The following is a 21,343-nucleotide window of genomic DNA, read 5'->3' as shown; positions in this document are numbered from 1 at the left end:
CTGAGGAAGGGGATCTATGAGCGCTGTGCACCGTTACGGAGTGTTACGTACCTGATAGGTCCGTTTTCCGATTTGTGATAATTGCCGGTCTCGTTGGGAAGATCGAAGCAACTTACGTTGATCATCAGATGGTGATCGGCTCCGAGCCACGGTAGGTCGGCGGAGAGCGACGTTGGGCGTCTGTTCGGCGCTTTCGTTGTGGTTCGGAGTGTGATGGCGTATGCGCCGTGTCCGTCTTTCGCGTGCCCGTTCGACTGTGTGGACGTTGCTTGCGCTTTTCGTGGTACTGCCGGGGCTCCTTGTTCTTCAGGTGCAACCCGCTACCGCCGCGTCGTTGGCCGCGTTGAGCTCCGACAGTGGGATGATGCCGGCCCTGCCGCAGCAGATGTCCGGCTCGGCGCAGGGGCTTCCCTCTCTCCTGCCGGCGACTCGGTTGCGGGCAGTGTCAGAGCCTGAGGGTGGATGGAAGGCGAAGGCGGAGCCGCCTGAGGCCGCGGTCCCGCTGGAACAGCGGCTCGGCCAGGATGCTAAGGCGGTGGCATCGCAGCAGGACGAGTTGCCCGCCGGTGTGCGTAATGCTGAGGCGGCCGATCGCGCGGCCCTGCTGGCGGCGCCGACGGTGTCGGATGTGTATCCGAAGTCGGGGTATCTGGTCGATTCGGTGACGCCATCGTTGCGAGCGTGGGGCAAGAGCAATAACGGCAGCTATGCGGTGTCGTACTCGTTCAAGATCTGCGACGTCGTCGGAATGTCCGGCACGGGATGCACCAACTCGGGTTACGTGGCGAGCAACGGCAACGCGTGGAAAGTGCCCGCGGGCAAGCTGGCGTGGGGCAAGCAGTACTGGTGGCAGGTCACCGTCAGGGATTCCTACGACAATTCGACCACGACGTCGCAGTTGCTGACGTTCACCACGGGGGTGCGGCAGCCGGCGCTGTCCTCGATGCTGGCCAACTCGGGGGTTAATGGGCAGGAGTTCGATCAGCGCTCAGGTAACTACACGACCACGTTCACGGACTTGTCGGTGGCGACGGCGGGGCCGCCGCTGTCGGTGACGCGCACCTACAACAGCATGGACACGCGCACCGACGGGATGTTCGGAACGGGCTGGTCGACCCGGTGGGACATGAAGATCGTCAAGGAGATCCGGGGCGCGACGACGTCGGCGCTGGTGACGTATCCGGATGGGCGTCAGGCGCGGTTCCGGGACAACGGGAACGGCTCGTTCCAGCCGCCGCCCGGCATGTACGCGACGCTGGCCGAGCAGAGCGGCGGCACGTGGAAGCTGATGGACAAATCGTCGACCAGCTATCTGTTCAACGCCGCGGGCCGGTTGACGAAGATCACCGATCAGCGCGACCGCAGCCAGGACCTGACCTACGACACGAACGGGAAGCTGGCGACGGTCACCGGGGTGGGCGGCCGGTCCCTGGCGTTCACCTGGTCGGGTGATCGGGTCGCGTCGGTGTCCAGTGACGCGGTGAACGGTCAGCCGCTGACCTGGACCTACGGGTATGACGCCGGTCGACTGGTGGCGGTGTGCGCGCCGGTGGCGGCGCCGAACTGCTCGGCGGTGGAGTACGGAAGCGGGTCGCTGTATCGCAGTGCGGTGCTGAACACCGACCCGTTCGGCTACTGGCGGCTCGGCGAGGCCACCGGCACCACCGCCAAGGACCTGGGCACCGGGGCGGGAGATGCCACCTACACGAGTGTGACACTGGGCCAGCAGGGCGCGCTGGCCGGCACCTCCGACACCGCCGCCTCCTTCACCACCGGGTCGAGGCTGGCGCTGCCGTCCAACACGATCCCGCATCTGGGCGACCAGATCTCGGTGGAGGCATGGTTCAAAACGGCTCAGTCCGGGGTGTTGCTGTCCGCCGGTGCGGCGCAGACCAGCAACGTCACCCAGGGGGCGATGCTGTATGTGGGCACCGACGGCAAACTACGCGGCTCGCTGGACACGGTCGCGGCGCCGATCACCTCCGCCGCCCCGGTGAACGACGATCAGTGGCATCACGTAGCCTTGACCGTCTCCGGCACCGATCAGACGCTGTACCTGGACGGGCAGCAGGTCGGCACCCTGTCCGGGACGGTCAGCGCATGGCGGCAGTTCGCCACGGTCGGCAACGGCGTCACCAACCCGGCCGTCTCCCCCGCGGTGCCCGCAGGCGTGGCGGCTTTCCCCTTCAACGGGTCGATCGACGAGGTCGCAATCTACGGCACGCCACTGACGGCGGCGGAGGTGCAGGGCCACTACGCGGCCAGAACCGGCGCGCCGCACAAGCTGACGAAGATCACGCTGCCATCCGGGCGGGTGTGGGCGACCAACACCTACGACAGCAAGAGCGACCGGATCGCCACGCACGTCGACCAGCACGGCGGCACCTGGACGATCGGCGCCATCACCACCGACCAATGGGGCGAGGCGGCGGTGACCGTCACCGACCCGGACAACGAGACCCTGCCCTACCTCTACGATGCCTGGCGCGGCTACCGCATCCGCGGCGAGACCGACCAACTCGGCTACGCCAACTGGTACGAGTACGACCAAGCCGGGTTCCTGACCAAGGTCATCGACCGCAACAACAACTTCAACGAGATCTACCAGGACAAACGCGGTAACACGCTGGGCCGGCAGTACTGCCGGGCGGCGACTGAGTGCGCGATCGAATTCTGGGCCTACCACCTCAACACCAGCGATGACTTCGACCCGCGTAACGACCAGGTGCTGGCCTACCGCGACGGTCGCTCAGCGAGCGACACCGACAACACCTACGCCACCACCAACACCTACAACAGCTTCGGTGAGCAGACCAAGCAGACCACTCCGGCCACCGCGGACTTCCCGTCCGGCCGCTCGGTCACCCTCGCCTACACCGACGGCAGCGAAGCCGCCATCGGCGGCGGCAGTACGCCTGCTGGGCTGGTGAAGACCAAAACCGACGCCCGCGGCAACGCCTGGAGTTACCGCTACACCGCGGCCGGTGACCTGGCCGAGCAGACCGACCCCGAAGGCCTGGTCATCCAACTGGAATACGACGCGCTCGGCCAGCTGACCGCCGGCACCCGCGTCTCGCAGGCGGTGCCGGCCGGCGCCAGGACCACACTCGCCTACGACGGGCTGGGCCGCGTCACTACCACCACGGCACCAGGCGTTGAGAACGAGATGAGCGGCGTCACACATACCGCCCAGCTTCGCTACGTCTACGACGCCGACAGCAACAGACTGTCTGAAACGGTGGCTGACCTGACCGGCGGGGAGCCGGACCAGACCACCGTTTTCACCTACGACTCCCATGGTCGTCAGGCGACGATCACCGGCCCGGAGGGCGGCATCGTCCAGCAGGTGTGGAACCACCGCGGCTGGCTGACCCGCGTCACCGACGCGCGCGGCACCGTGGTCGACACCGGCTACAGCAAGCGCGGCGAACTCGTCTCGCGCACGCTCAAGGGCTGGGTCGGCAGCCCGGTCAACCCGCATACACCGGCCGACGTGGTGCTGGAATCACACGCCTACGACCCGGGCGGGCGGCTGACCGCCAGCGTGGACGCGATGGGCCGCAAGACCTCCTATAAGTACTGGATGGACAACCGGCTCAAGCAGAAGATCGCCGACGACGCCAAACTGAATGGCGCCGCCACCACCCGCGATGTGGTCCTGCAGGCCGACGAATACGACCCGGCCGGCAACCTGATCGAGCAGACCACTGGCGGCGGCATCACCACCACGGTGTTCGACTATGACGCCGCCAGCCGCCTGACCGCCCAAACCCTCGACCCCGGCGCGCTGGCCCGCACCACCGCCTTCGGCTACGACGCCAACGGCAACACCATCCAGACGACGCTCACCGCCGCCGGCACCAGCCGCACCGAGAGCAAGCAGTACACCTACAACAAGACCAACAAGCCCACCCGCGAGACCATCGAAAACGGCGCCCAGGACCTCATCTCCACGATCGGCTACGACGAGCGCGGCCTGGTCACCTCGATCACCGACCCGCGCGGCAACGCCAGCGGCGCGAACGCGGCGGACTTCACCACCACCCTGCGCTACGACCCGCTAAACCGGCTGGTGGAAACCACCGCGCCGCAGGTGCAGATCGACAAGGCCGGCACGGCCAGCCAAGCCCAGCCTGTCACCCGAACTGGGTATGACACCGTCGGCAACGTCACCCACCAAACCGACGCCGAAGGCCGCACCATCACTTCGGTCTTCGACAAGGCCGGGCGGCTGACCAGCACGAGCGCGCCCAGCTACACCCCGCCTGGTGGCACCGCCGTCACCCCCACCACGACGCACGCCTACGATTCGGCCGGGCTGTTGATCTCGACCACCGACCCGCGCGGCAACACCAGCACCTTCGAGTATGACCAGCTCGGCCGTCAGGTGCGCGTCACCGACCCGGCCCCATCCGGTCAGCCGGCCGGTCGTTGGGTGGCCGAGTACGACTTGGCCGGTGAGCAGCTGGCCGGCGTGGACCCCACCGGTGCACGGGCTGAGGCGACTTATGACGGTCTCGGCCGCAAGATCACCGAAACGAAGATCGAGCGTAAGCCAAGCACGGCGGCATATACCACGACGCTGACCTACAACGACGCCGGGTATCTGACCAAGGCGGTGGCGCCGGGCAGCAGGATCACCACCTACACGGTCAACGCCGCCGGTGAGGTCACCGCGCAGACCGACCCGGCCACCAACACCACCAACCTGGCTTACGACCTGGCCGGACGCCTGACCAAGACCACCGACCCGGCTCCACTAAACAACGCCACCAGCGTCGAGTACGACCTGGCCGGCCGCAAGACCGCGGTCAAGGATCTGAACACGTCCGGCACAGTACTGCGCACCACCAGCACGAGCTACGACCCGGCCGGCAACCCGATCAGCACCACCTCGCCCGAAGGCCGCGTCACCACCCAGACCTTCGACGCGCTGAATCGCGTCACGGCGCTGGTCGAGCCAGTCTCCACGGGGCAGTCGATCACCACCGGGTTCGGCTATGACGCCACCGGCGCCCGCACCCGCTTGACCGACGGCCGCGGCAACGCCACCTGGACCGGCTACAACAGTCTCGGGCTGGCCGAGACGGTGACCGAACCGGCCACTACCGCCCACCCGAACGCGGCCGACCGCACCTGGACGGCCGTCTACGATGCGGCCGGTAACCCGGTGGCGGAGCTGCAGCCGGGCGGGGTGCGCATCGACCGCACCTTCGACCACCTCGACCGGCTCACCGCCGAAACCGGCGCCGGAGGCGGAGCCACCACCGCAGAACGCACCGTCGGCTACGACCTGGCTGGACGAGCAACCGCGATCGGTGACCTGACGGTCGACTACAACGACCGCAGCCTGCCGCTCAGCATCACCCGCGGCAGCGCGGTGCAGACCAGCTACGCCTACGACGCGCTCGGCAACCCCACCCAGCGCGTCGACGCCGCCGGAACCGCAGCGTTCACCTGGGACAACGCCAACCGCCTCGCCACAGCCACCGACCCGGTGACCGGCCGCAAGCTCACCTACGGCTACGACGAAGCCAGCCGCCTCACCTCCATGAACGCCGCCGTCGGCGCCACCGCCACCGACAGCCAGGCGTTCACCTACGACGCGATGGACCGGCTGGAAACCCACACCCTCAAGCGCAACACCGGCGCCCAGCTTGCGAAGATCACCTACGGGTGGGACAAGGACGACAACCTCACCACCAAGACCACCGCCGGCACCGCCGGAGCCGGCACCAACACCTACGCCTACGACCACGCCGGCCGCCTCACCTCCTGGACCGCCCCCGGCGGCGCGGTCACCGCCTACGAATGGGACGCCTCCGGCAACCGCACCAAGGCCGGCAGCGTGACCTACACCTACGACGAACGCAACCGCCTCACCAGCGGCGACGGCAGCACCTACGCCTACACCGCGCGCGGCACCCTGGCCAGCGAGACCAAGAACGGCACCACCACCCAGCTCACCTTCGACGCGTTCGACCGGCTGATCGCCGACGGCGACAGCCTCTACAGCTACGACGCCCTCGACCGCCTCAGCTCCCGCATCCGCGGCACCACCCACCAGACCTTCGCCTACTCCGGGCTCGGCAACGAGCTGGCCACCATCACCGACACCAGCGCCGGCGTCCAAGCAAGATACGGCCGCGACCCGTCCGGCGGACTGCTCGGCCAGCAGGAAGGCACCAACCCCGCCCTCGCCACCATGACCGACCTGCATGGTGACCTGGTCGCCACCTTCGCCAGCACCGCGCTGGCCACCACCACCGCCTACGACCCCTTCGGCACCATCACCGCACAGACCGGAACCCCGACCAACCTCGGCTACCAAGGCGAATACACCGACCCGGACACCGGCAAGGTCAACATGCACGCCCGCTGGTACCAACCCGGCACCGCCACCTTCACCAGCCGCGACACCGCCACCCTGGCCCCTAGCCCCTCCGTCCAGGCCAACCGCTACACCTACGCCAACGCCTCACCCCTCACCGGCATCGACCCCACCGGACACGCCACCATCATCGGCAGCGACCAAATCGCCGGCGGAGGCTCCTACTCGCCCGGCTACGACCAACAGACCCTCGCAGACAGCTACGCCCGATACGGCATCGTGCTCGGAGACAGCGGCGGGGAAGGCGGCTACTGCGTCGGGCCCTGCGGCAGAAGCGAGTTCGGGGGGGCCATCGCCTGCGACGGCCGGGAATGCTTCGGAGCCGTCATCGACCCGATGTACCTCCTGGAGATCCAGTTGGAGCGGGAAAAGCTGTTCTGGGGCGGCGATGAAGAATCGAAACGAACTGGGACGATGCCGAACGGAATGCCGGCTCCGCCCCGCTTCTGGGACATGAGCGCCGAAGAGCGCGATGGATTCACAACTTTCGCCTCATGGATGAACCTCCTCAACCCCTCGATCACCCTGGAGGAACTGATCGGCGGCGGAGCGTCTTCCGGAGGAGGGTCGGTAGGTGGGTCTAGACAAAAGATGTCCTACTACGACGCGTACAAGAAACTGTTGCCGTACTATCGGACCGTCAGGACGGCAGCTTCGAATCATGACATCGATGAACGTGCACTCACCGCCGTTCTACTCTGGGAGATACAAACAAAGGCACACAAGCTTGGTAATGCCACCCTCATTGTTGACTTTATCGCGGGAATTGCGGAAGATAGCAAGAATCCGAAGAACAAGGGGTATGGGGCGTCTGTAGGATTTGCCCAGTTGGAGATTTATAAGATTAAAATTCTGTTTGAAAAAGAAACCGGAAAGAAATTCGAAAGCCAAGCTGGCCGCGATTACCTCGAAAAGGCACTAGGGGCAAATAGGTCTATTCATTTGGCTGCCGCGTGGATGAAACATCTCAAGCAGAATGTTTGGTACATGAAGGGCGGAACAAAGCACTATCTGAACGATATCGAGGCGGCGATCGCCTACTGCGGGTGTTCCGGAGTTACGGTAGATAATCCTGCATCGGGAAACACTAAGATCAATAGCGATAAATTTCGAACGTGGGCAGAAAGTGGCTTTAAAGACAACATGCTAAAAGTGACGAACAGCGAGAGCAGGGCCACGGGAATCGAGCGCCGAAGGACAATGCTCCAGTGGCTGGCACCCGGCAACGCCGTCGACGAATACTGGCAGTGCAACAGAATAGGCTGGGACAAGTGCGATTGACAGTGGCGCGCACGGCAAAAACCCGCCCCAGGCGACTCGTGGCCGCCGTCCTCGGTCTACTCACCGTAGCCACAGGTTGCCTGCAGCCGCCGACCCCAGTGACACTGCGAGTCGATCCAGCGGCTCTTGAAGAGGTCCGCAGCATAGGTAAGGTACGAGTGGAGTTCGCTCATGAAAGTGATACAGAAGGCGGCGGGACCCAGATCTCGGAAACGATGATTATTGATGTCGGCGGGATGAACGGGCGAGAGGCACTCGATAGGGCTGCGAATCTCCTCGCCGCCCGTGATTGGGTGATTGAAGCGGAGAATCGCCCAACGATTATAGGAATGGCATCTGCCCGCTGGAAAGACACCTCCCTGGACCTGCGCCCGTATCATCCGGCGTACTTCGAAGACCATCCAGAAGTTCTAGAGCAGATTAAGAAGGAGTCTATTGATAGTAGCTCCCTGGTATATCTGGACGTGTCCAGTCTCAATGTTTCACGATCTTGACATGGCGATCGTAGATCGTTGTGATCATGGTGTTGCCTCGGCGTAGGCGTGCCAGCGCAGGTGAGCTGGACGGGATCGATACTGTTTGCGGCGGCGCCACAGGGACCAGGTCAGCTTGTGCGCCTCTTCGCGAAGTGGGGCGGGGATCACGATGTCGCGTAACTGTCGCAGGAGTTTGGGGATGGCGATGGGCACCATCTGTGCTTCCTCAGGCAGATCGCCGTCGAGGAGACGCTGGCGGGCCAGCGCGACGGCCAGGAAGAGTTAGGCCGGCAGGGACATCGCGCTCCAGCGGTGCCAGGGGTCCAGCGGATGACCTGGCCTTTGGCCAGGCCGCAGGTCTGCTTAACAAAGTGGTGATCTTCTTCTATTCTCCACCTTGCGCATGCCACGAAGATCAGACGGGAGAGCGGGACCGGCTCGGGGCTCCAGCAGCGGTAGAAAGACAGGGTGCCGGTGTAGCGATGTCGACGCACCAGCGGCGCACCGTGCCCGTCGTGCTGCCCGTCGTGTGTCACTCTCAAGATCACCAAGCGAAGGTACCAACAAGATCGCTAGCTAAACGATATTGGTCACTCAACCACAGGCGTCAGGTGCGCAACGACAGCCGCTTCAGCGTTTGCGAGCCACTCCTCCCAGGACGCGGACCCGGCCGGGCGTGAAATCGTCAACAGCGCTGTCCGGCTGCCAGCGCTGCACGTCCACCATGCCGGGCGCCAGCAGGTCCCAGTCCGGCTGGTCGAAGAAGCGGGCGATCTCCTCCACCGTCCGGTACGTGATCGGGTTGCTGAGGTTGTTGGAGTTGGTCGCCATCAGGATCTTGTAGAGCTCGGGATCGACGTCGGTCCTGCTGACGTGAGAGAAGATCAGGAAGCTGCCGGACGGCATCGCCTCCATCAGCCGGTAGACCACGCCGTAAGGGTCGTCGGTGTCGGGGACGAAGTGCAGCACCGAGCACAACACCACCGCCCACGGTTGGGCCGGGTCCAGATGCTGCAGGGTTTCCGGGTGGTTGAGGATGCCGTGCGGGTCGCGTACGTCGGCCTCGATGTACCGGGTCCGGTCATCGCCGATGATCAACGCCTGGGCCTGTGGCAGCACACTGGGGTCGTTGTCGACGTAGACGGTCCGCGCGGACGGGGTGACCGACTGAGCGATCTCGTGCACGTTCTCCTGGGTGGGCAGGCCGGAGCCGACGTCCAGGAACTGGCTCACGCCCTGTTCAGCGAGGAAGCGGATGGCACGGATCAGGAACTGCCGGTTGGCCGTCGCGATGGTCTTGATCTCCGGCGCGTACGCCAAGCCCCGTTCGGCCGCGTCTCTATCGACCTGGTAGTTGGTGGTGCCGCCCAGGAAATAGTCGTACATCCGGGCGGGAGAGGGAGAGGACATCTCTTCGTCGGGCTGTTGCGTGCGCACGCCACTCCTCGAGGTCACAACCATCGGGCCCTTCAAGATCATAGTGAGGCCCGTACGCCTTGGCCAGAAGATCTTCTGCGATCAGGGTTCGTGATCGAATTTATCGACCCCACACGCTGATCGGCGGTTCGCAACCGATCGTCATCCTGATCCAAACCCCGCGACAACCGGTTCAACACCGGCCCTTCCTACGTTGCGGCGGGTGACCACCGAGGTAACGAATAGTCCGTCCCCTGCCGCTGACTCGCACGCCCACCGACCACATTACGTTGCCGCCAGTACGCCACCGGCGGCATCCAGAGAGCGGCCGAGATCGACCGGCCGCCGCATGAGCCAGGCCCGTCCCGGACCTCGCCTCACCCGGGGCGGGCCTGCCCGGCGCTCCGCCGGTGCCCGGCGCCACCGTGCCCGTAACCGCCGCGGGCTGCTGATGGCGGTGTCCTGTACGGCGATGGCGCTGATCATGGCGGATGCGGCGCTGACCACGCTGGTGGTCGGCGAGCTGGCTGCCGATCCGCTGACCGACGAGGTGACGGCGTCCCAGCTCACCTGGGTCAACGTCGTCAACTTCGCGGCGATCGCGGCGTTGCTGGTGGCCGCGGGCCGATGGGCCGATGCACTGGGCCGGCGCGGTGTATTCGCGGTGGGCGTGGTGCTGTTCAGCCTGGGTGCCGTCGTGGTCGCGTCGACGGCCAGTTGGCCCGTGCTGCTGGGTGGCCGGCTCATCCAGGGGGTGGGCGCGTCGATGATGTTGCCGAGCTCGCTGGCGCTGCTGCTGGCCGAGTTGCCTTCTGCCCGCCGCCGCGGCGCGCTGGCGATCTGGAGCGGCTGCTCCGGCCTGGGAGTGGCGGTGGCGCAGGCCGGTGGGGGTGCGCTGATCGCGGCTCACGGGTGGCGTGCCGCCTACCTGTGCGGTGCGGCGTTGGCGATCACGCTCCTGGCGGTCGTCCCCCTGCTGCCGAGAGACAGGACCAGGACGGCGCGGCCGGAGGTGGCCGGCACGCTCGTGCCCGCCGTTGGGATCGCGGCCGCAGTGCTGGCCATCTGGCATGGCGGCCAGTGGGGCTGGACCTCGCCCCAGACCGTGGGCTGTATGGCGGTCGTCATGGCCACGGCGGCCATCAAGCTGATGATCTCGCTTCACCGCACCGAGGACGGGCAAGCGCTGTGGCGCCATCCGAGGATGGCGCTCAGTGCGATCGCGTCGGCGCTGTTCGGGGCGGTGCAGTACACGGTCCTGGTGATGACGCCGCTGTATCTGCAGCAGATCCATGGGCTGGATGCCGCGCAGGTGGGCTGGTGGCTGACCCCGATCTCGCTGGCGGTCATCGCCGCCGCGCCGCTGGCCGGTCGGCTGGGCCGGCGGTCCGGCACCACTGCGGTGGTCTATACGGGGGCGATCGCAGTGGTGGCCGGATGCACCCTGTTGCTGAACGTCGGCGAACTGTCGGCCTGGATGGTGCTCGCGCTGGCGACCATCGGCGCCGGGATCGGCGCGCTGGCCACGGGCACGTTCACGGCGGGCACCCTGGCGGCCGAGCCGCCGCGATTCGCCGTAGCGGTCGGCGCGGTGACCGCGGCTCGCATGGTCGGCGGGGCGCTGGGGGTCGCCGGCTCATCCATCCTGCTGGAGCAGTCCATCCTGTCCGGCACGCACGCCGGTTTCACCACGGTGCTGGGTGCTGTCATCGCCGGTGCCACGCTCCTGGCCGGTGCCGCCGTCTTCAACGCGCTACGCGCTGCCCGGGGAGCTCATTCCCGAGCGAGCACCGAGCGCGTCCCGACCGTACAGGACGTGCAGGAACTGCACCGGCTGCTGGCCGAACTGCGCGCCGCTCTCGTCCAGGTGCGCAGTGAAGCCGACTACGAACTGGCCCGCCTGACCTCCGGCATCCGCCCCACGGCCCAGCCGTCTGCGTACTTCCTGCACGCGTAAGGAGAGCTTGATGCCCTACCGCCAACACCGCGACGACCTTCTGGTCCCCCTCCCCCGCCGATCCTCCGACACCCGTACGGCACCTCGCCTCGACGAGCTGACCACGGCGCACCTCCCCGTGCTCAACCTGGCGTCCGCCGACCGGCTGTGCCGGCTGCACCGCGTCCGCAGTGTCTGTCAGAACGCCATCGCCGCGATCGACGCGGCGCTCGACCGTCCCAGCCAGGACGGCACGAAATGACCACCTCATCCGCCGAGCACATCGCCGGGATCACCGGCCGCGTCGCCCTGGTGACCGGAGCCGCCCAGGGCATCGGCACGGCGGTCTGCACCCGGCTGGCTGCCGCAGGTGCCCTGGTCGGCGCGTTGGATGTGCGCGCCGGCGAGCCGAAGGATCTGGGGCACGTGACCGCTTTCCCCTGTGACGTGCGCGATCCGGAAGCGGTCGAGGCCGCGGTCAGATCCATCGAGCACGAGCTCGGCCCGGTGTCCATCGTGGTCAACGTCGCCGGCGTGCTGCGCCACGGACCGCTGGCCCAGCTGAGCGAGCACGACCTGCGCGAGCTGTTCGAGGTCAACACCTTCGGCGTGATCCAGATCTGCCGGGCGGTGACCGAGCCGATGGTACGGCGCCGCCAGGGCTCGATCGTCAACGTCGCCTCCAACGCCGGCCACGTGCCGCGTATCGGCCTGGCCGCCTACGGCGCGTCCAAGGCCGCCGTCATCGCCTTCACCCGTCACCTGGCGCTGGAACTGGCTCATGCCGGTATCCGCTGCAACAGCGTCTCGCCGGGCTCGACCGACACGGCCATGCTGTCCGCGCTCACCAGTGCCGACCAGGCGATCGCGGGCGATGCGGGCCGGTTCCGGCTGGGCATCCCCCTGGGCCGCGTCGCGCAGCCGGCCGACATCGCCGAAGCCGTGCTGTGGCTGGCCTCCGACCAGGCCCGCCACATCACCATGCAGGACCTCGTCATCGACGGCGGCGCCAGCTTGACCGGGTAACGCCCTGGTCCGCCTCCCCCTTTGAAAGGAAGCTCCAGCGTGATCGTGTCCACACAGCCACCAATTCCGATGCGCGCTCCGGCGCCGGGCGACGTCCCCGTGCCGCTGCCGAACGCCTGCAACCCCTCCACCGTCGTGATCGGCACCCCCACCCACACGCTGCTGGCCGACCGCGACGAGGGGCAGGAGCCGCTGACCGGCCCGCTGACGGCTCTTCCCGACCAGGTCGCTACCGCCCTGCACCAGCCCGGCATGGTCGCCGCCGGTCTCATCGCCTTCGACGCCGAGCGCTCCCGCCTGGCTCTGTGCGGCGCTCCCCGCTGGTTTGATCCGCTGCTGGCCCCGTACTGCTTCCGCTGCCGCCACCCGTCCTGGACGCTCACCGCCGACCCCGAGCCGGCCGCCTACCTGGCGGCGGTGCGGCGGGCCCAGGACATGATCGCCGCCGGTCCACTGCGCAAGGTGGTGCTGGCGCGCAGCCTCCGCCTGGAGGCAGACCGGCCGCTGGCGGTCAAGGATCTGTTGGCCCACTTACCGAGCCCCAACGCACGATACGTGTACGCCGCGCCGACCGGCGAGGACGCCTCGCTGATCGGCGCCAGCCCCGAGTTGCTCGTCTCCCGCCACGGCCGGATGGTGGCCACCACCCCCATGGCGGGCTCGGCGCGGCGCAGTTTCGATCCGACCGTCGATCAGGCCCGCGCGCTGGCCCTGCAAAGCTCGGGCAAGGACCTGCACGAGCACCGGCTGGTGGTCGACGCCGTCGCTCAAGCGCTCGCTCCGTTCTGCGAGCACCTGTACGTCCCGACCCGGCCACAGGTCACCGCCACTCCCACCATGTGGCATCTGAGCACGCCGATCACCGGACGGCTACGCGATCCAAGCGCGTGCAGCCTGACGTTGGCCGCCGCCCTGCACCCCACACCGGCGGTATGCGGCAGCCCCGAAAGCCTGGCCCGCGAGGTCATCACCGCGCTGGAACCCGTCGACCGTGGCTTCTACGCCGGCCTGGTCGGCTGGCAGGACGCGGCCGGCGACGGCGAGTGGGCGCTGGCACTGCGCTGCGGCGCCGTGTCCGGCACCAGCCTGCGCCTGTACGCGGGAGCGGGCATCGTCGCCGACTCCGACCCGGAAGCCGAGCTGGCCGAGACCAACGCGAAATTCTCCACCCTGCTGCGCGCTCTGCGCATCCACACCGACCTGTGAAATCCCCGGCGCAGCCGCCCCGCCATTACGGGCGGGCGCGTGAACGGACAAGAAAGGACCTGTCGTGGCGATCCCCGCCATTGCCCCTTACATGCTGCCCGCCCTGCCCGACAACCGACTGAACTGGACGTTCGAGGCGGATCGCGCCGTGCTGCTCATCCACGACATGCAGCACTACTTTCTGCGGCCCTACCAGATGGACGCCTCCCCCATCGCCGACGTGCTGTCCAACCTGCTGGCCATCCGCCAGCGCTGCGCCGAGCAGGGAGTCCCCACCGTCTACACCGCCCAGCCGGGCTCTCAAGCCCCGGCCGATCGGGGCCTGCTGGCCGATCTCTGGGGTCCCGGCCTGACCGACGCCACCGAAGACACCGACATCTGCGCCCCGCTCATGCCCGCACCCAGCGAGATCGTGCTGGCGAAGCACTGCTATAGCGCCCTCGTCCGCAGCCCGCTGGCCAACCTGATGCGCGCCTCCGGCCGGGACCAACTGCTGCTCGGCGGCGTCTATGCCCACATCGGCATCCAGGCCACGGCCGTCGACGCCTTCAGCCACGACATCAAGCCCTTCGTCATCGGCGACGCTATCGCCGCCTTCAGCGCCGACGACCACCGGGCAGCACTGACTTACATGGCCCGGCACTGCGCCCGTGTGGAAGCCACCAGCGAGGTGATCCGCACGCTGAGCCGCTGAACAGCCCCGTCCCTTATCCACCCTTTGGCCTGACTCGGAAGGCGATGCTCGTGTTCGTTTCTCATGCTCTGCCGGCTGGCGCACCGCGCCTGTCCGTCCGCCCAGTCCCGGCCCTCGGGGAGCGGTTGTGATCTCGGTCGCCGAGACGGTCAGCCAGGTGCTGACCGCGCTCGGTGTCCGCACCGTCTTCGGCGCCGCCGTAGATGACTGCCCGCTCACCACCGCCCTGGCCGCGCAGGGCGTGCGCGTGGTCGCCGCCCGGCACCCGAGTGCGGCGACAACCATGGCCGACGCCTACACACGTACCGGCGGCCAGCCCGCGGTGCTGGTCGCCTCCCAGGGATCGGTCCTGACAAGCGCCATCACCGGCATCATGGAAGCGGCCCACAGTCGTACTCCTCTGCTGGTGCTCGCATGCGAACCCCCGGGTGGCGACCACAGCGGCACGGCCCGGCAGGCGGCGCTGCTGACCGCCGCCGGAGCGCTCATCGAACCGGTCACCGACGCGGCCGAGACGGTCAGCATCGTTGCCTGGGCCCTGCACGCTGCGCGCATCCAGCGCCGCCCGCTGGTGCTGACGCTGGCACGGCAGGTGCTGGCAACCTCCTGCCCTCCACCGCCGGACGACCTGCTGGCCACCCTCGGCGACTTACGCGCCCCCGCGCCTCCGGTGCCTGACGCGGAGGCCATGACGCGCCTGACGGACCTGCTCGCCGACGCACGTCGGCCGGTGTTCATCGCCGGCCGTGGAGCCCGCCATGCCGGGCAGCAGCTGGAGGAATTGGCCGGGCGCACAGGCGCGTTGCTCGCCACGTCCGCCGCGGCGCACGGCCTGTTCGCCTCCAGCCACTGGAATCTGGGGATAGCCGGCGACTGGTCCACTCCGGCGGTCGCCGATCTGATCCACGATGCGGACGTCCTCATCGGCTGGGGATGCTCGCTGCACGAGCGGACCACCCGCCGCGGCGACCTCATCGGTTCAGGCACTCACGTGACGCAGGTCGACCTCGACCCGGGCATGCTCGGCGTCCACCGCGGCATCGACTTCGGCGTGGCCGGCGACGCCGCGGCCACGGCCCGCGTCCTGCTGCAGAAGCTGCCCACGACCCGTTCGGGCTACCGCACCGACGAGATCCACCGCCGCATCGACGAGCAGTCCAGCTGGCATGACGTCGGCTACCACCCGATCCACATCGAGGGCCGCATCGATCCGCGGACACTGTCGCAACTGCTGGATGCGCTGCTGCCAGCGGAACGGACACTCGCCGTCGACCGCGGCGACTTCATGAGCTACCCGATCGGCCTGGTGCGGATCCCCGACGCGCAGGGGTTCTGTTACTCACAGGCCTTCGAGGAATCCGGGCTCGGACTGGCCAGTGGCATCGGCGCGGCGCTGGCCAACCCGGGCCGGCTGGCCGTGGCCGCGCTCGGCGACGCCGGCGCGCTGAGAGCGGCCGCCGAGCTGGAGACCGCCGTACGGCTCGAACTCCCCCTTCTGATCGTCGTCTACAACACCAGCGAGGACGGCCCCTACGGCCTGGTCGACCTGGCGGCGCTCGCGACCGGCTACGGGTGTACGGCGACCGTCGTCCGGCAGGGCCGCGATCTCAAGGCGATTGGCGACTGGCTGGCCGGGCCGCGCCTCGGGCCACTGCTGATCGACGCACGCATCGCCTCCGTCCGGCTGTCCGACAACGCCACCGCCCGGTCCTACAGGGAGGCGTCATGACGACCCTCCATGTGCTGGATCAGGTCGGTACGTCGTCGGCGGCCAGGCTGAGCCGGATCGATCTCGCCCCGGGAGGGCTTCCGGCGCGGCATCTGACGGGCGGCTGGTGGCATGCATCCGCCGAGGGCGCTCCACATCCACTGCGCAAGGCCGCCGCGCGGGCCGCCCAACGCCACCAACGCCTGCTCGGCTACCTGTGGAACACCGACGTGTCGGTGACCGACATGGTGTGCGAGCGCGACCTGCGCCCCGGCCATGAGACCGTCACCGCCTACAGCGGGCTCCGCCTGCAGGATGCCACTCATCAGGTCTTCATCGGCGGCGCCCCGCCCGCCGACGTGGCCGTGGATGATCTGCACGAGGTGACCTTCATCTCGGGCGGATGCCACTTCAGCACCCGCGCCGCCCAATTGATCACCGAGAGCGGCCGCCGCGTCTCCATCACCTCCCTGCGCCACGGTCAGGTCGGCGAACGAGTCGTGGGTCTGCGACTGGACGACGAACTGACGATCTCCGAGACCGAGACCGCGGCCCGGCTCCCCACCGTGGGGGCTGGAGTCCTGTCACGCATCCCGCCCGGGGTGCCGGTGCGTGTGGTGCTGGATGTGCCGCACACCGCCACCACCCTGATCCTGCTGCGGGCCGCCCAGCGTGGTGAGGTTTCCCCGAGGCTGCTGCTGCAGTGGTGCGACGCGGTCGCAGCCCGCCATCCCCGCCTGGCCGGGCTGCACGCCGAAAACTGGCGAGCTGCCCTCAGCTCCACACCACTGATCCGGCCGATGCAGGTGGAGGTCTCGGCCGAACTCGAAACCGTCGGCGCCTACCTGCGGCATGCCCTGTCCTGTGGCCGGGTACCGACGACCGATGAGCTGGTCGACCTCGTCGCCACCCAGGACCGGCTCTGGCGGCTGCTCACGCAGATCGCGCCTCCTACGACCCCGGTCGAGCTGGCCGAGCTCAGTTACGTCGCCGCCCAGCTGCGCGCTGCCGCCTCCACGCCCCACGCCTCCCGGCTGGCGATCGCGGTGGAGAACGCCTACGAGACCAAGATCCAGCAACGGTCCGGCGCCCTGGCCCGCACCTTGCGCGCGAAGTCGCCCGACGTCCGGTTTCACCTGGTCGGGCTCTACCCGCTGGGTCGACTCTGGGTACGCGACGCCGACGGCGGCATCCGGCTCAACCTGCATACCCACGACCCCGGACGATGGGCGGTTGACGAGCACGGCCGCAGGATCGACCTGATCCAGCTCGCCACCGACCTGTACGCGGAGGCGGCCCGCCCGCTGGCAGGCCATGGGTGAACGGCGAGCGGGCGGCTCTTCAACCACCGCGCCGCCTGCTCCGAGCTCCGGACAACACTCCGCCGCCAGAGGGCTGCTGCTGGCGGCGCCCTGCGTGCTCTACAACCACGCCATCGGCCAGGCGTCCATTGCCCACGCCGGCGTGATCCCCATCTTCGGCGTGGTCACCGCCGTGATCTGGCTGGACAACGTGCTCGCCATGCACCACCTGCTCGGAACCGCGATCACCCTCGCGAGCATCGCGACGCTGACGGCCCGCCGGTGACCCCTTCGCCCTTCCCATCCATAGGAGAGCCGATGTGGCACTCACTCCCGCACGACGCCCGCGAGGTCATCGAGGACCTGCGGCGCCGCTACGGCGACCGGCTGTATGACTACCTACGCACCGCGCTGCTCCCAGCTGAAGCCGAGCTCGCCCTGGCCAGCGCCCTGGTCTCGGCCTGCGTGCACGCCGGACGCCCGGTCAGCGACGAGTATCTGCGCGCCTGGCTGTACGCGGTGGCCAGGGTCCACCGCGCCACCGCGGCCGCCGCCAGACCGGCCGGCAGCAGAGTGTGGTCACGCCCCGGCCCGCGGGCGGCCCTGGTCGGCCAGGCCCTGGCCGGTCTGCGGGCCGACCATCGGGAGGTGCTCGACTTGTCGGCGCGGCACGGGATGACCGCTGCTGAGATCGCGCTGATTCTCGACGTCGAGCCCGGCCAGGTCGACCTGCTCGCCGCCGGAGCGGCAGACCAGCTTCACGCGTGGGTGGCCGCGCTGTCCGACGTGGGCCCGCTAAGCTCTCCGAACACCGTTGGCCTGGCGGGAGCGGGACGGAAGGGCGGCGGCTGCGAGCAGTTGGCGGGCTTGATCCGCAGTCAGGAGATCGCCTCGCTGAGCGAGCTCACCCGCACGCAGATCAGCCGCCACATCGCCGACTGCTCGATCTGTCGGCAGGCCCCCCGCAGCGCTCCGACGGCCGAGTTACTCGACCTCCTGCCAATCGGCGACGCCCCGGACGATCTGGCCGACCAGTTCACCGTGGCCGAACCGTTGTCGCACGATGAGCGGCTGTGGCGGGCAAACGGCTTCCCTGCCCAGCCCGAGCGGGGCCCTTCTGCCGACCCGCTGCACGCCACCCCGCCGACACCGGGGCGGGCGCCCGGCGAGGTGATGGCCGCGCCGGGCTCGATCGCAGCGCCTGCAGCGCAACCGGCCGGCGAGCACGCCCCATCCGCAGGGCAAGGCCACTCTCCCGAAGACCACCACCCGCACGACGAACAGCAGGACGACCGGCAGCGAGAAGATGAGCAGTTCCGCGCCTGGGACCGGCGCAGCAACCTGGTCTCCGAGTTCTGGCACAAGCGCCCCGATGAGGCCGATCCCGAGGCGCGCCTGACGCTGCGGCCGCTGTTTCCGGCGATGCGGGTAGCCGCGCTCATCATCGCGGTGGTCGGGGCCGTCGCCCTGGTGGGGACGGCTTGGTCAGTCCTCAGACCCGACCCTCGGCCGGAAACGGCCGCTCAGGTCGCCGCTCCCCAGCCGGTGGGCACGATCACTCTGATCACCACGGAGCAACCGCCGGAGGTCGACCCGGTCCTACAGGAGCCGCCCTCGCTCGCGCCCACCCAGCCTCCGACCAGCAGGCCGGCCACCTCCCGGACCGCGACCAAGCCGAGCACGCGCCCCACCGTCCAGATGACCGGTACTCCCTCGGCCCGGATCCGCCCCACCAAGACCGGCGGTCCTACCACGCCCACCGGCCCCCACGACCCGCCGCGCCAGCCCACCACCAAGCCGAGCGCCTCGCCGGCCAAGTCGCAGCTGCCCAAACCCGCCGCCCCCTCCGCGCAGATCTCTCCCTCCAGCCTCAACCTCGGCTCCGGCCGTACCGGATCGGTGTCGCTGGACGTCTCGCCCGGAACCGGCCAGGTGGTGTCCGCCTCAGGCAGCTCCGGCATCTCGGTCAACGGCACCCGCATCACGGTGTCGGCTCCCCGGGAGAAGCCAGGCTGTGCCCGCTTCACCGAGTCCGGGACGGTCACCCTCACCTGGAGCGGCACCAGCACGGGCGACGGCCGCACCACCGCCGGCACGACCACCGGCGTCGGAACGCTGACGGTGACCGTGACCTGGACGGTGGAGGCCGACCAGGGTTACTGGATCTCCAGCGGCCCCGTCTACTCCGATCGCCAGGGGCACTGGTCGAACTGCCCGAACGGCTGACCCGAGAAGAAAGCGTCGACATGAACAAGATCCGAAAATTCTTCCTGGCGATGACGCGCCGCGAGAAGCGGTTCGCCGCCGCGGGCATCGTCGTGGCTCTGGTGGTCTGCGTGCCGGTCATGGCCGTCGCCGAGCCCGGCCTGGTGCACGGATCCGCGCCCGGCGAGCCGGTCGATCCCGGCGTCGAGCAGGCCCTGGCCGTCGAACGCGGTGATTCCTGCCGCGACATGCTGCCGGACGACACCCCCACGTTCGTGGTGTGCCGGTGGCTGTCGGCGCCACAGGACGCCGCCGATGTGGCCTCGTTCTGGATGACCGACGACGGGGCCCGCCTGGAACAGGCACAACCACTGCCGCCCCGCTACGTGCGCTGTAACCAGCCGACCGACCTGTCCAAGACCACCGCCTGCAAGGGCGGGCAGACCAGCTGCGCTCAGCAGCCGGATGGCTGGTACAAGTGCCGCAACATGGCCACCGGCACCATCACCTTCGAACGGACCGTGAACGGCAAACGCCAGATCCGCACCACAGCGCCCACAGCCTCGACCGGCCCCAGATCCTCGGCCACTCCCCGTGCCAGGCCGACCAAGATGAGCTCCACATCCTCCCCGCCGGCCACGCTCACCATCGCGCCGTCCGCGATCGCGCCGCCGGCCTCCGACACCTACCCGGGCCGGCCGAGCACGCGACCGGACCAGACCCAGGCTCCCAGGCCCGACCAGCAGCCAACCGCCACGGCGACCACCCCGTCGGCCACACCAACATCAAGCGGGACAGCTCCGACCAGCGACCCGGTCGCCGCGGCGATCACCGCCGCCCGGACGGCACGCCTGCGCATTTGGATCGAATCGGACCTGGCCGACGACTTCAAAGCCGGCCAGGCGCAGTTCCGCGCCGCCCTGCGAACGCTGATCAACGCGGCTTCGCGGCCAGGAGTGATCGGCGTCAAGTTCGCCGACAACCTTGGCTACACGTCTTTCACCTCCGAAGACGAGATCAAGGACTTCCTGCGGCAGGCGAGCGACGCACTTCGTGCAGCTCTGCCGGGCAAGCGGCTGGCCATCGGCGTGGTGGTGCCCGAGCTGGGCTGCGGCGCCGCCGCAGCCTGCGTCGCGGCCATGCGCGCCAAGGCGCCGCTGACCACCAAGAAGCTCGTCGAGCGCTACATCAAGACGAGCGCCGTCGAGCAGGTGTACGTCTCCAACGGGTTGTTCGCCTCCGCTTATCGCCAACACCAGCTGCGCGACCCGAAGACAGGTAAGCAGCAGCTCATCACACCCGCGGTCGCCACCCGCGCCCAATGGCTGAGCATCAAGGCCCTCGGCTGGGACACCCTGGCCCAGATCAGCTCGCGAGAGTACGGCCTGGCCCACAGCAGCCCCACCGCCCCCTGGGACGACGCCCAGGCCACGGCTCAGATCAATGCCTACATCGGCACGGTGATCGGAGTCGGCGCACCCACGGTGACTCTGTGGGGGCACAAAGCCGTCGACGGCGGCCACACCTACCGGTTGCTCGACGCCGACCTGGCGATGAACCCGATGTGGTCACAGCTGATCCGCCAGAACCTGCGCGAGAGGCTTTCGGTGGTGTTCGACCCGCGCTCGACCGAGCTCGGCATCCACCAGGACATCGCCGCCCTCGGCAAGGCAGCCAGCGAGATCTTCATCGTCGTGTGAAGG

At 68.3% G+C, this 21,343-nt stretch carries 13 protein-coding genes; 12 read left to right on the top strand and 1 reads right to left on the bottom strand.

Annotation, left to right across the window (positions count from 1 at the left end; all coding sequences use genetic code 11):
- Positions 1-265 precede the first annotated feature (265 nt).
- Together AC5L3X_RS34505 and AC5L3X_RS34500 are read left to right on the top strand one after the other, a co-directional pair.
- Positions 266-7,672 carry a LamG-like jellyroll fold domain-containing protein gene (locus tag AC5L3X_RS34505; protein WP_494862668.1) on the top strand — a complete coding sequence of 2,469 codons (7,407 nt, stop codon included), beginning with the start codon at positions 266-268 and terminating at the stop codon, positions 7,670-7,672.
- Entirely contained in the window at positions 7,663-8,166 is a 504-nt protein-coding gene (locus tag AC5L3X_RS34500) for a hypothetical protein (RefSeq protein ID WP_494862666.1), read from the top strand. Before AC5L3X_RS34505 ends, AC5L3X_RS34500 begins: the two co-directional genes overlap by 10 nt.
- A gap of 612 nt (positions 8,167-8,778) precedes the next feature.
- On the opposite strand, the gene AC5L3X_RS34495 is transcribed toward AC5L3X_RS34500, so the two are convergent.
- The gene (locus AC5L3X_RS34495) at positions 8,779-9,585 is read right to left on the bottom strand and encodes an SAM-dependent methyltransferase (protein WP_494862664.1); all 807 of its coding nucleotides are present in this window, start codon (positions 9,583-9,585) and stop codon (positions 8,779-8,781) included.
- Positions 9,586-9,913: 328 nt separating this feature from the next.
- On the opposite strand from AC5L3X_RS34495, the gene AC5L3X_RS34490 reads away from it, so the two are divergent.
- The 10 genes from AC5L3X_RS34490 to AC5L3X_RS34445 all read left to right on the top strand — a co-directional run bounded on the left by AC5L3X_RS34490 (position 9,914) and on the right by AC5L3X_RS34445 (position 21,340).
- Positions 9,914-11,521, top strand: a complete 1,608-nt coding sequence (locus tag AC5L3X_RS34490; RefSeq protein ID WP_494862663.1) for an MFS transporter — start codon at positions 9,914-9,916, stop codon at positions 11,519-11,521.
- A gap of 10 nt (positions 11,522-11,531) precedes the next feature.
- On the top strand, positions 11,532-11,762 hold the full coding sequence (locus AC5L3X_RS34485) for a hypothetical protein (RefSeq protein ID WP_494862661.1): 231 nt from the start codon (positions 11,532-11,534) through the stop codon (positions 11,760-11,762).
- Positions 11,759-12,526, top strand: a complete 768-nt coding sequence (locus AC5L3X_RS34480) for an SDR family oxidoreductase (RefSeq protein WP_494862659.1) — start codon at positions 11,759-11,761, stop codon at positions 12,524-12,526. Before AC5L3X_RS34485 ends, AC5L3X_RS34480 begins: the two co-directional genes overlap by 4 nt.
- 39 nt (positions 12,527-12,565) lie before the next feature.
- Positions 12,566-13,732, top strand: coding sequence for an isochorismate synthase (locus AC5L3X_RS34475; protein ID WP_494862657.1), 1,167 nt, complete (start codon positions 12,566-12,568; stop codon positions 13,730-13,732).
- A gap of 64 nt (positions 13,733-13,796) precedes the next feature.
- Positions 13,797-14,426: an isochorismatase family protein gene (locus AC5L3X_RS34470; RefSeq protein ID WP_494862655.1), complete on the top strand. Its 630-nt coding sequence runs from the start codon at positions 13,797-13,799 to the stop codon at positions 14,424-14,426.
- 127 nt (positions 14,427-14,553) lie between these two features.
- Positions 14,554-16,155 (top strand): thiamine pyrophosphate-binding protein, encoded by a 1,602-nt coding sequence (locus tag AC5L3X_RS34465; protein WP_494862653.1) that lies wholly within the window; start codon positions 14,554-14,556, stop codon positions 16,153-16,155.
- Positions 16,152-17,456 (top strand): hypothetical protein, encoded by a 1,305-nt coding sequence (locus AC5L3X_RS34460; protein WP_494862651.1) that lies wholly within the window; start codon positions 16,152-16,154, stop codon positions 17,454-17,456. The genes AC5L3X_RS34465 and AC5L3X_RS34460 overlap by 4 nt, the downstream gene beginning before the upstream one ends.
- Positions 17,449-17,721 carry a hypothetical protein gene (locus AC5L3X_RS34455; RefSeq protein WP_494862649.1) on the top strand — a complete coding sequence of 91 codons (273 nt, stop codon included), beginning with the start codon at positions 17,449-17,451 and terminating at the stop codon, positions 17,719-17,721. The genes AC5L3X_RS34460 and AC5L3X_RS34455 overlap by 8 nt, the downstream gene beginning before the upstream one ends.
- A gap of 32 nt (positions 17,722-17,753) precedes the next feature.
- Positions 17,754-19,661 (top strand): RNA polymerase sigma factor sigma-70 region 4 domain-containing protein, encoded by a 1,908-nt coding sequence (locus tag AC5L3X_RS34450; protein ID WP_494862648.1) that lies wholly within the window; start codon positions 17,754-17,756, stop codon positions 19,659-19,661.
- Positions 19,662-19,681: 20 nt separating this feature from the next.
- Positions 19,682-21,340, top strand: coding sequence for a hypothetical protein (locus AC5L3X_RS34445; RefSeq protein WP_494862646.1), 1,659 nt, complete (start codon positions 19,682-19,684; stop codon positions 21,338-21,340).
- Positions 21,341-21,343: the final 3 nt, after the last annotated feature.

It is taken from the genome of Nonomuraea sp. CX421 (genome assembly GCF_059358955.1).
The sequence above is the reverse complement of the archived record's forward strand: the minus strand, read 5'-3'. Positions and strand labels throughout refer to the sequence as shown.

Excerpts from the sequence above, each read along its gene's own strand:
- AC5L3X_RS34490 (WP_494862663.1), top strand. The coding sequence starts at position 9,914 with ATGAGCCAGGCCCGTCCCGGACCTCGCCTCACCCGGGGCGGGCCTGCC.
- AC5L3X_RS34485 (WP_494862661.1), top strand. The coding sequence starts at position 11,532 with ATGCCCTACCGCCAACACCGCGACGACCTTCTGGTCCCCCTCCCCCGC.
- AC5L3X_RS34480 (WP_494862659.1), top strand. The coding sequence starts at position 11,759 with ATGACCACCTCATCCGCCGAGCACATCGCCGGGATCACCGGCCGCGTC.
- AC5L3X_RS34460 (WP_494862651.1), top strand. The coding sequence starts at position 16,152 with ATGACGACCCTCCATGTGCTGGATCAGGTCGGTACGTCGTCGGCGGCC.
- AC5L3X_RS34455 (WP_494862649.1), top strand. The coding sequence starts at position 17,449 with ATGGGTGAACGGCGAGCGGGCGGCTCTTCAACCACCGCGCCGCCTGCT.
- AC5L3X_RS34450 (WP_494862648.1), top strand. The coding sequence starts at position 17,754 with ATGTGGCACTCACTCCCGCACGACGCCCGCGAGGTCATCGAGGACCTG.
- AC5L3X_RS34445 (WP_494862646.1), top strand. The coding sequence starts at position 19,682 with ATGAACAAGATCCGAAAATTCTTCCTGGCGATGACGCGCCGCGAGAAG.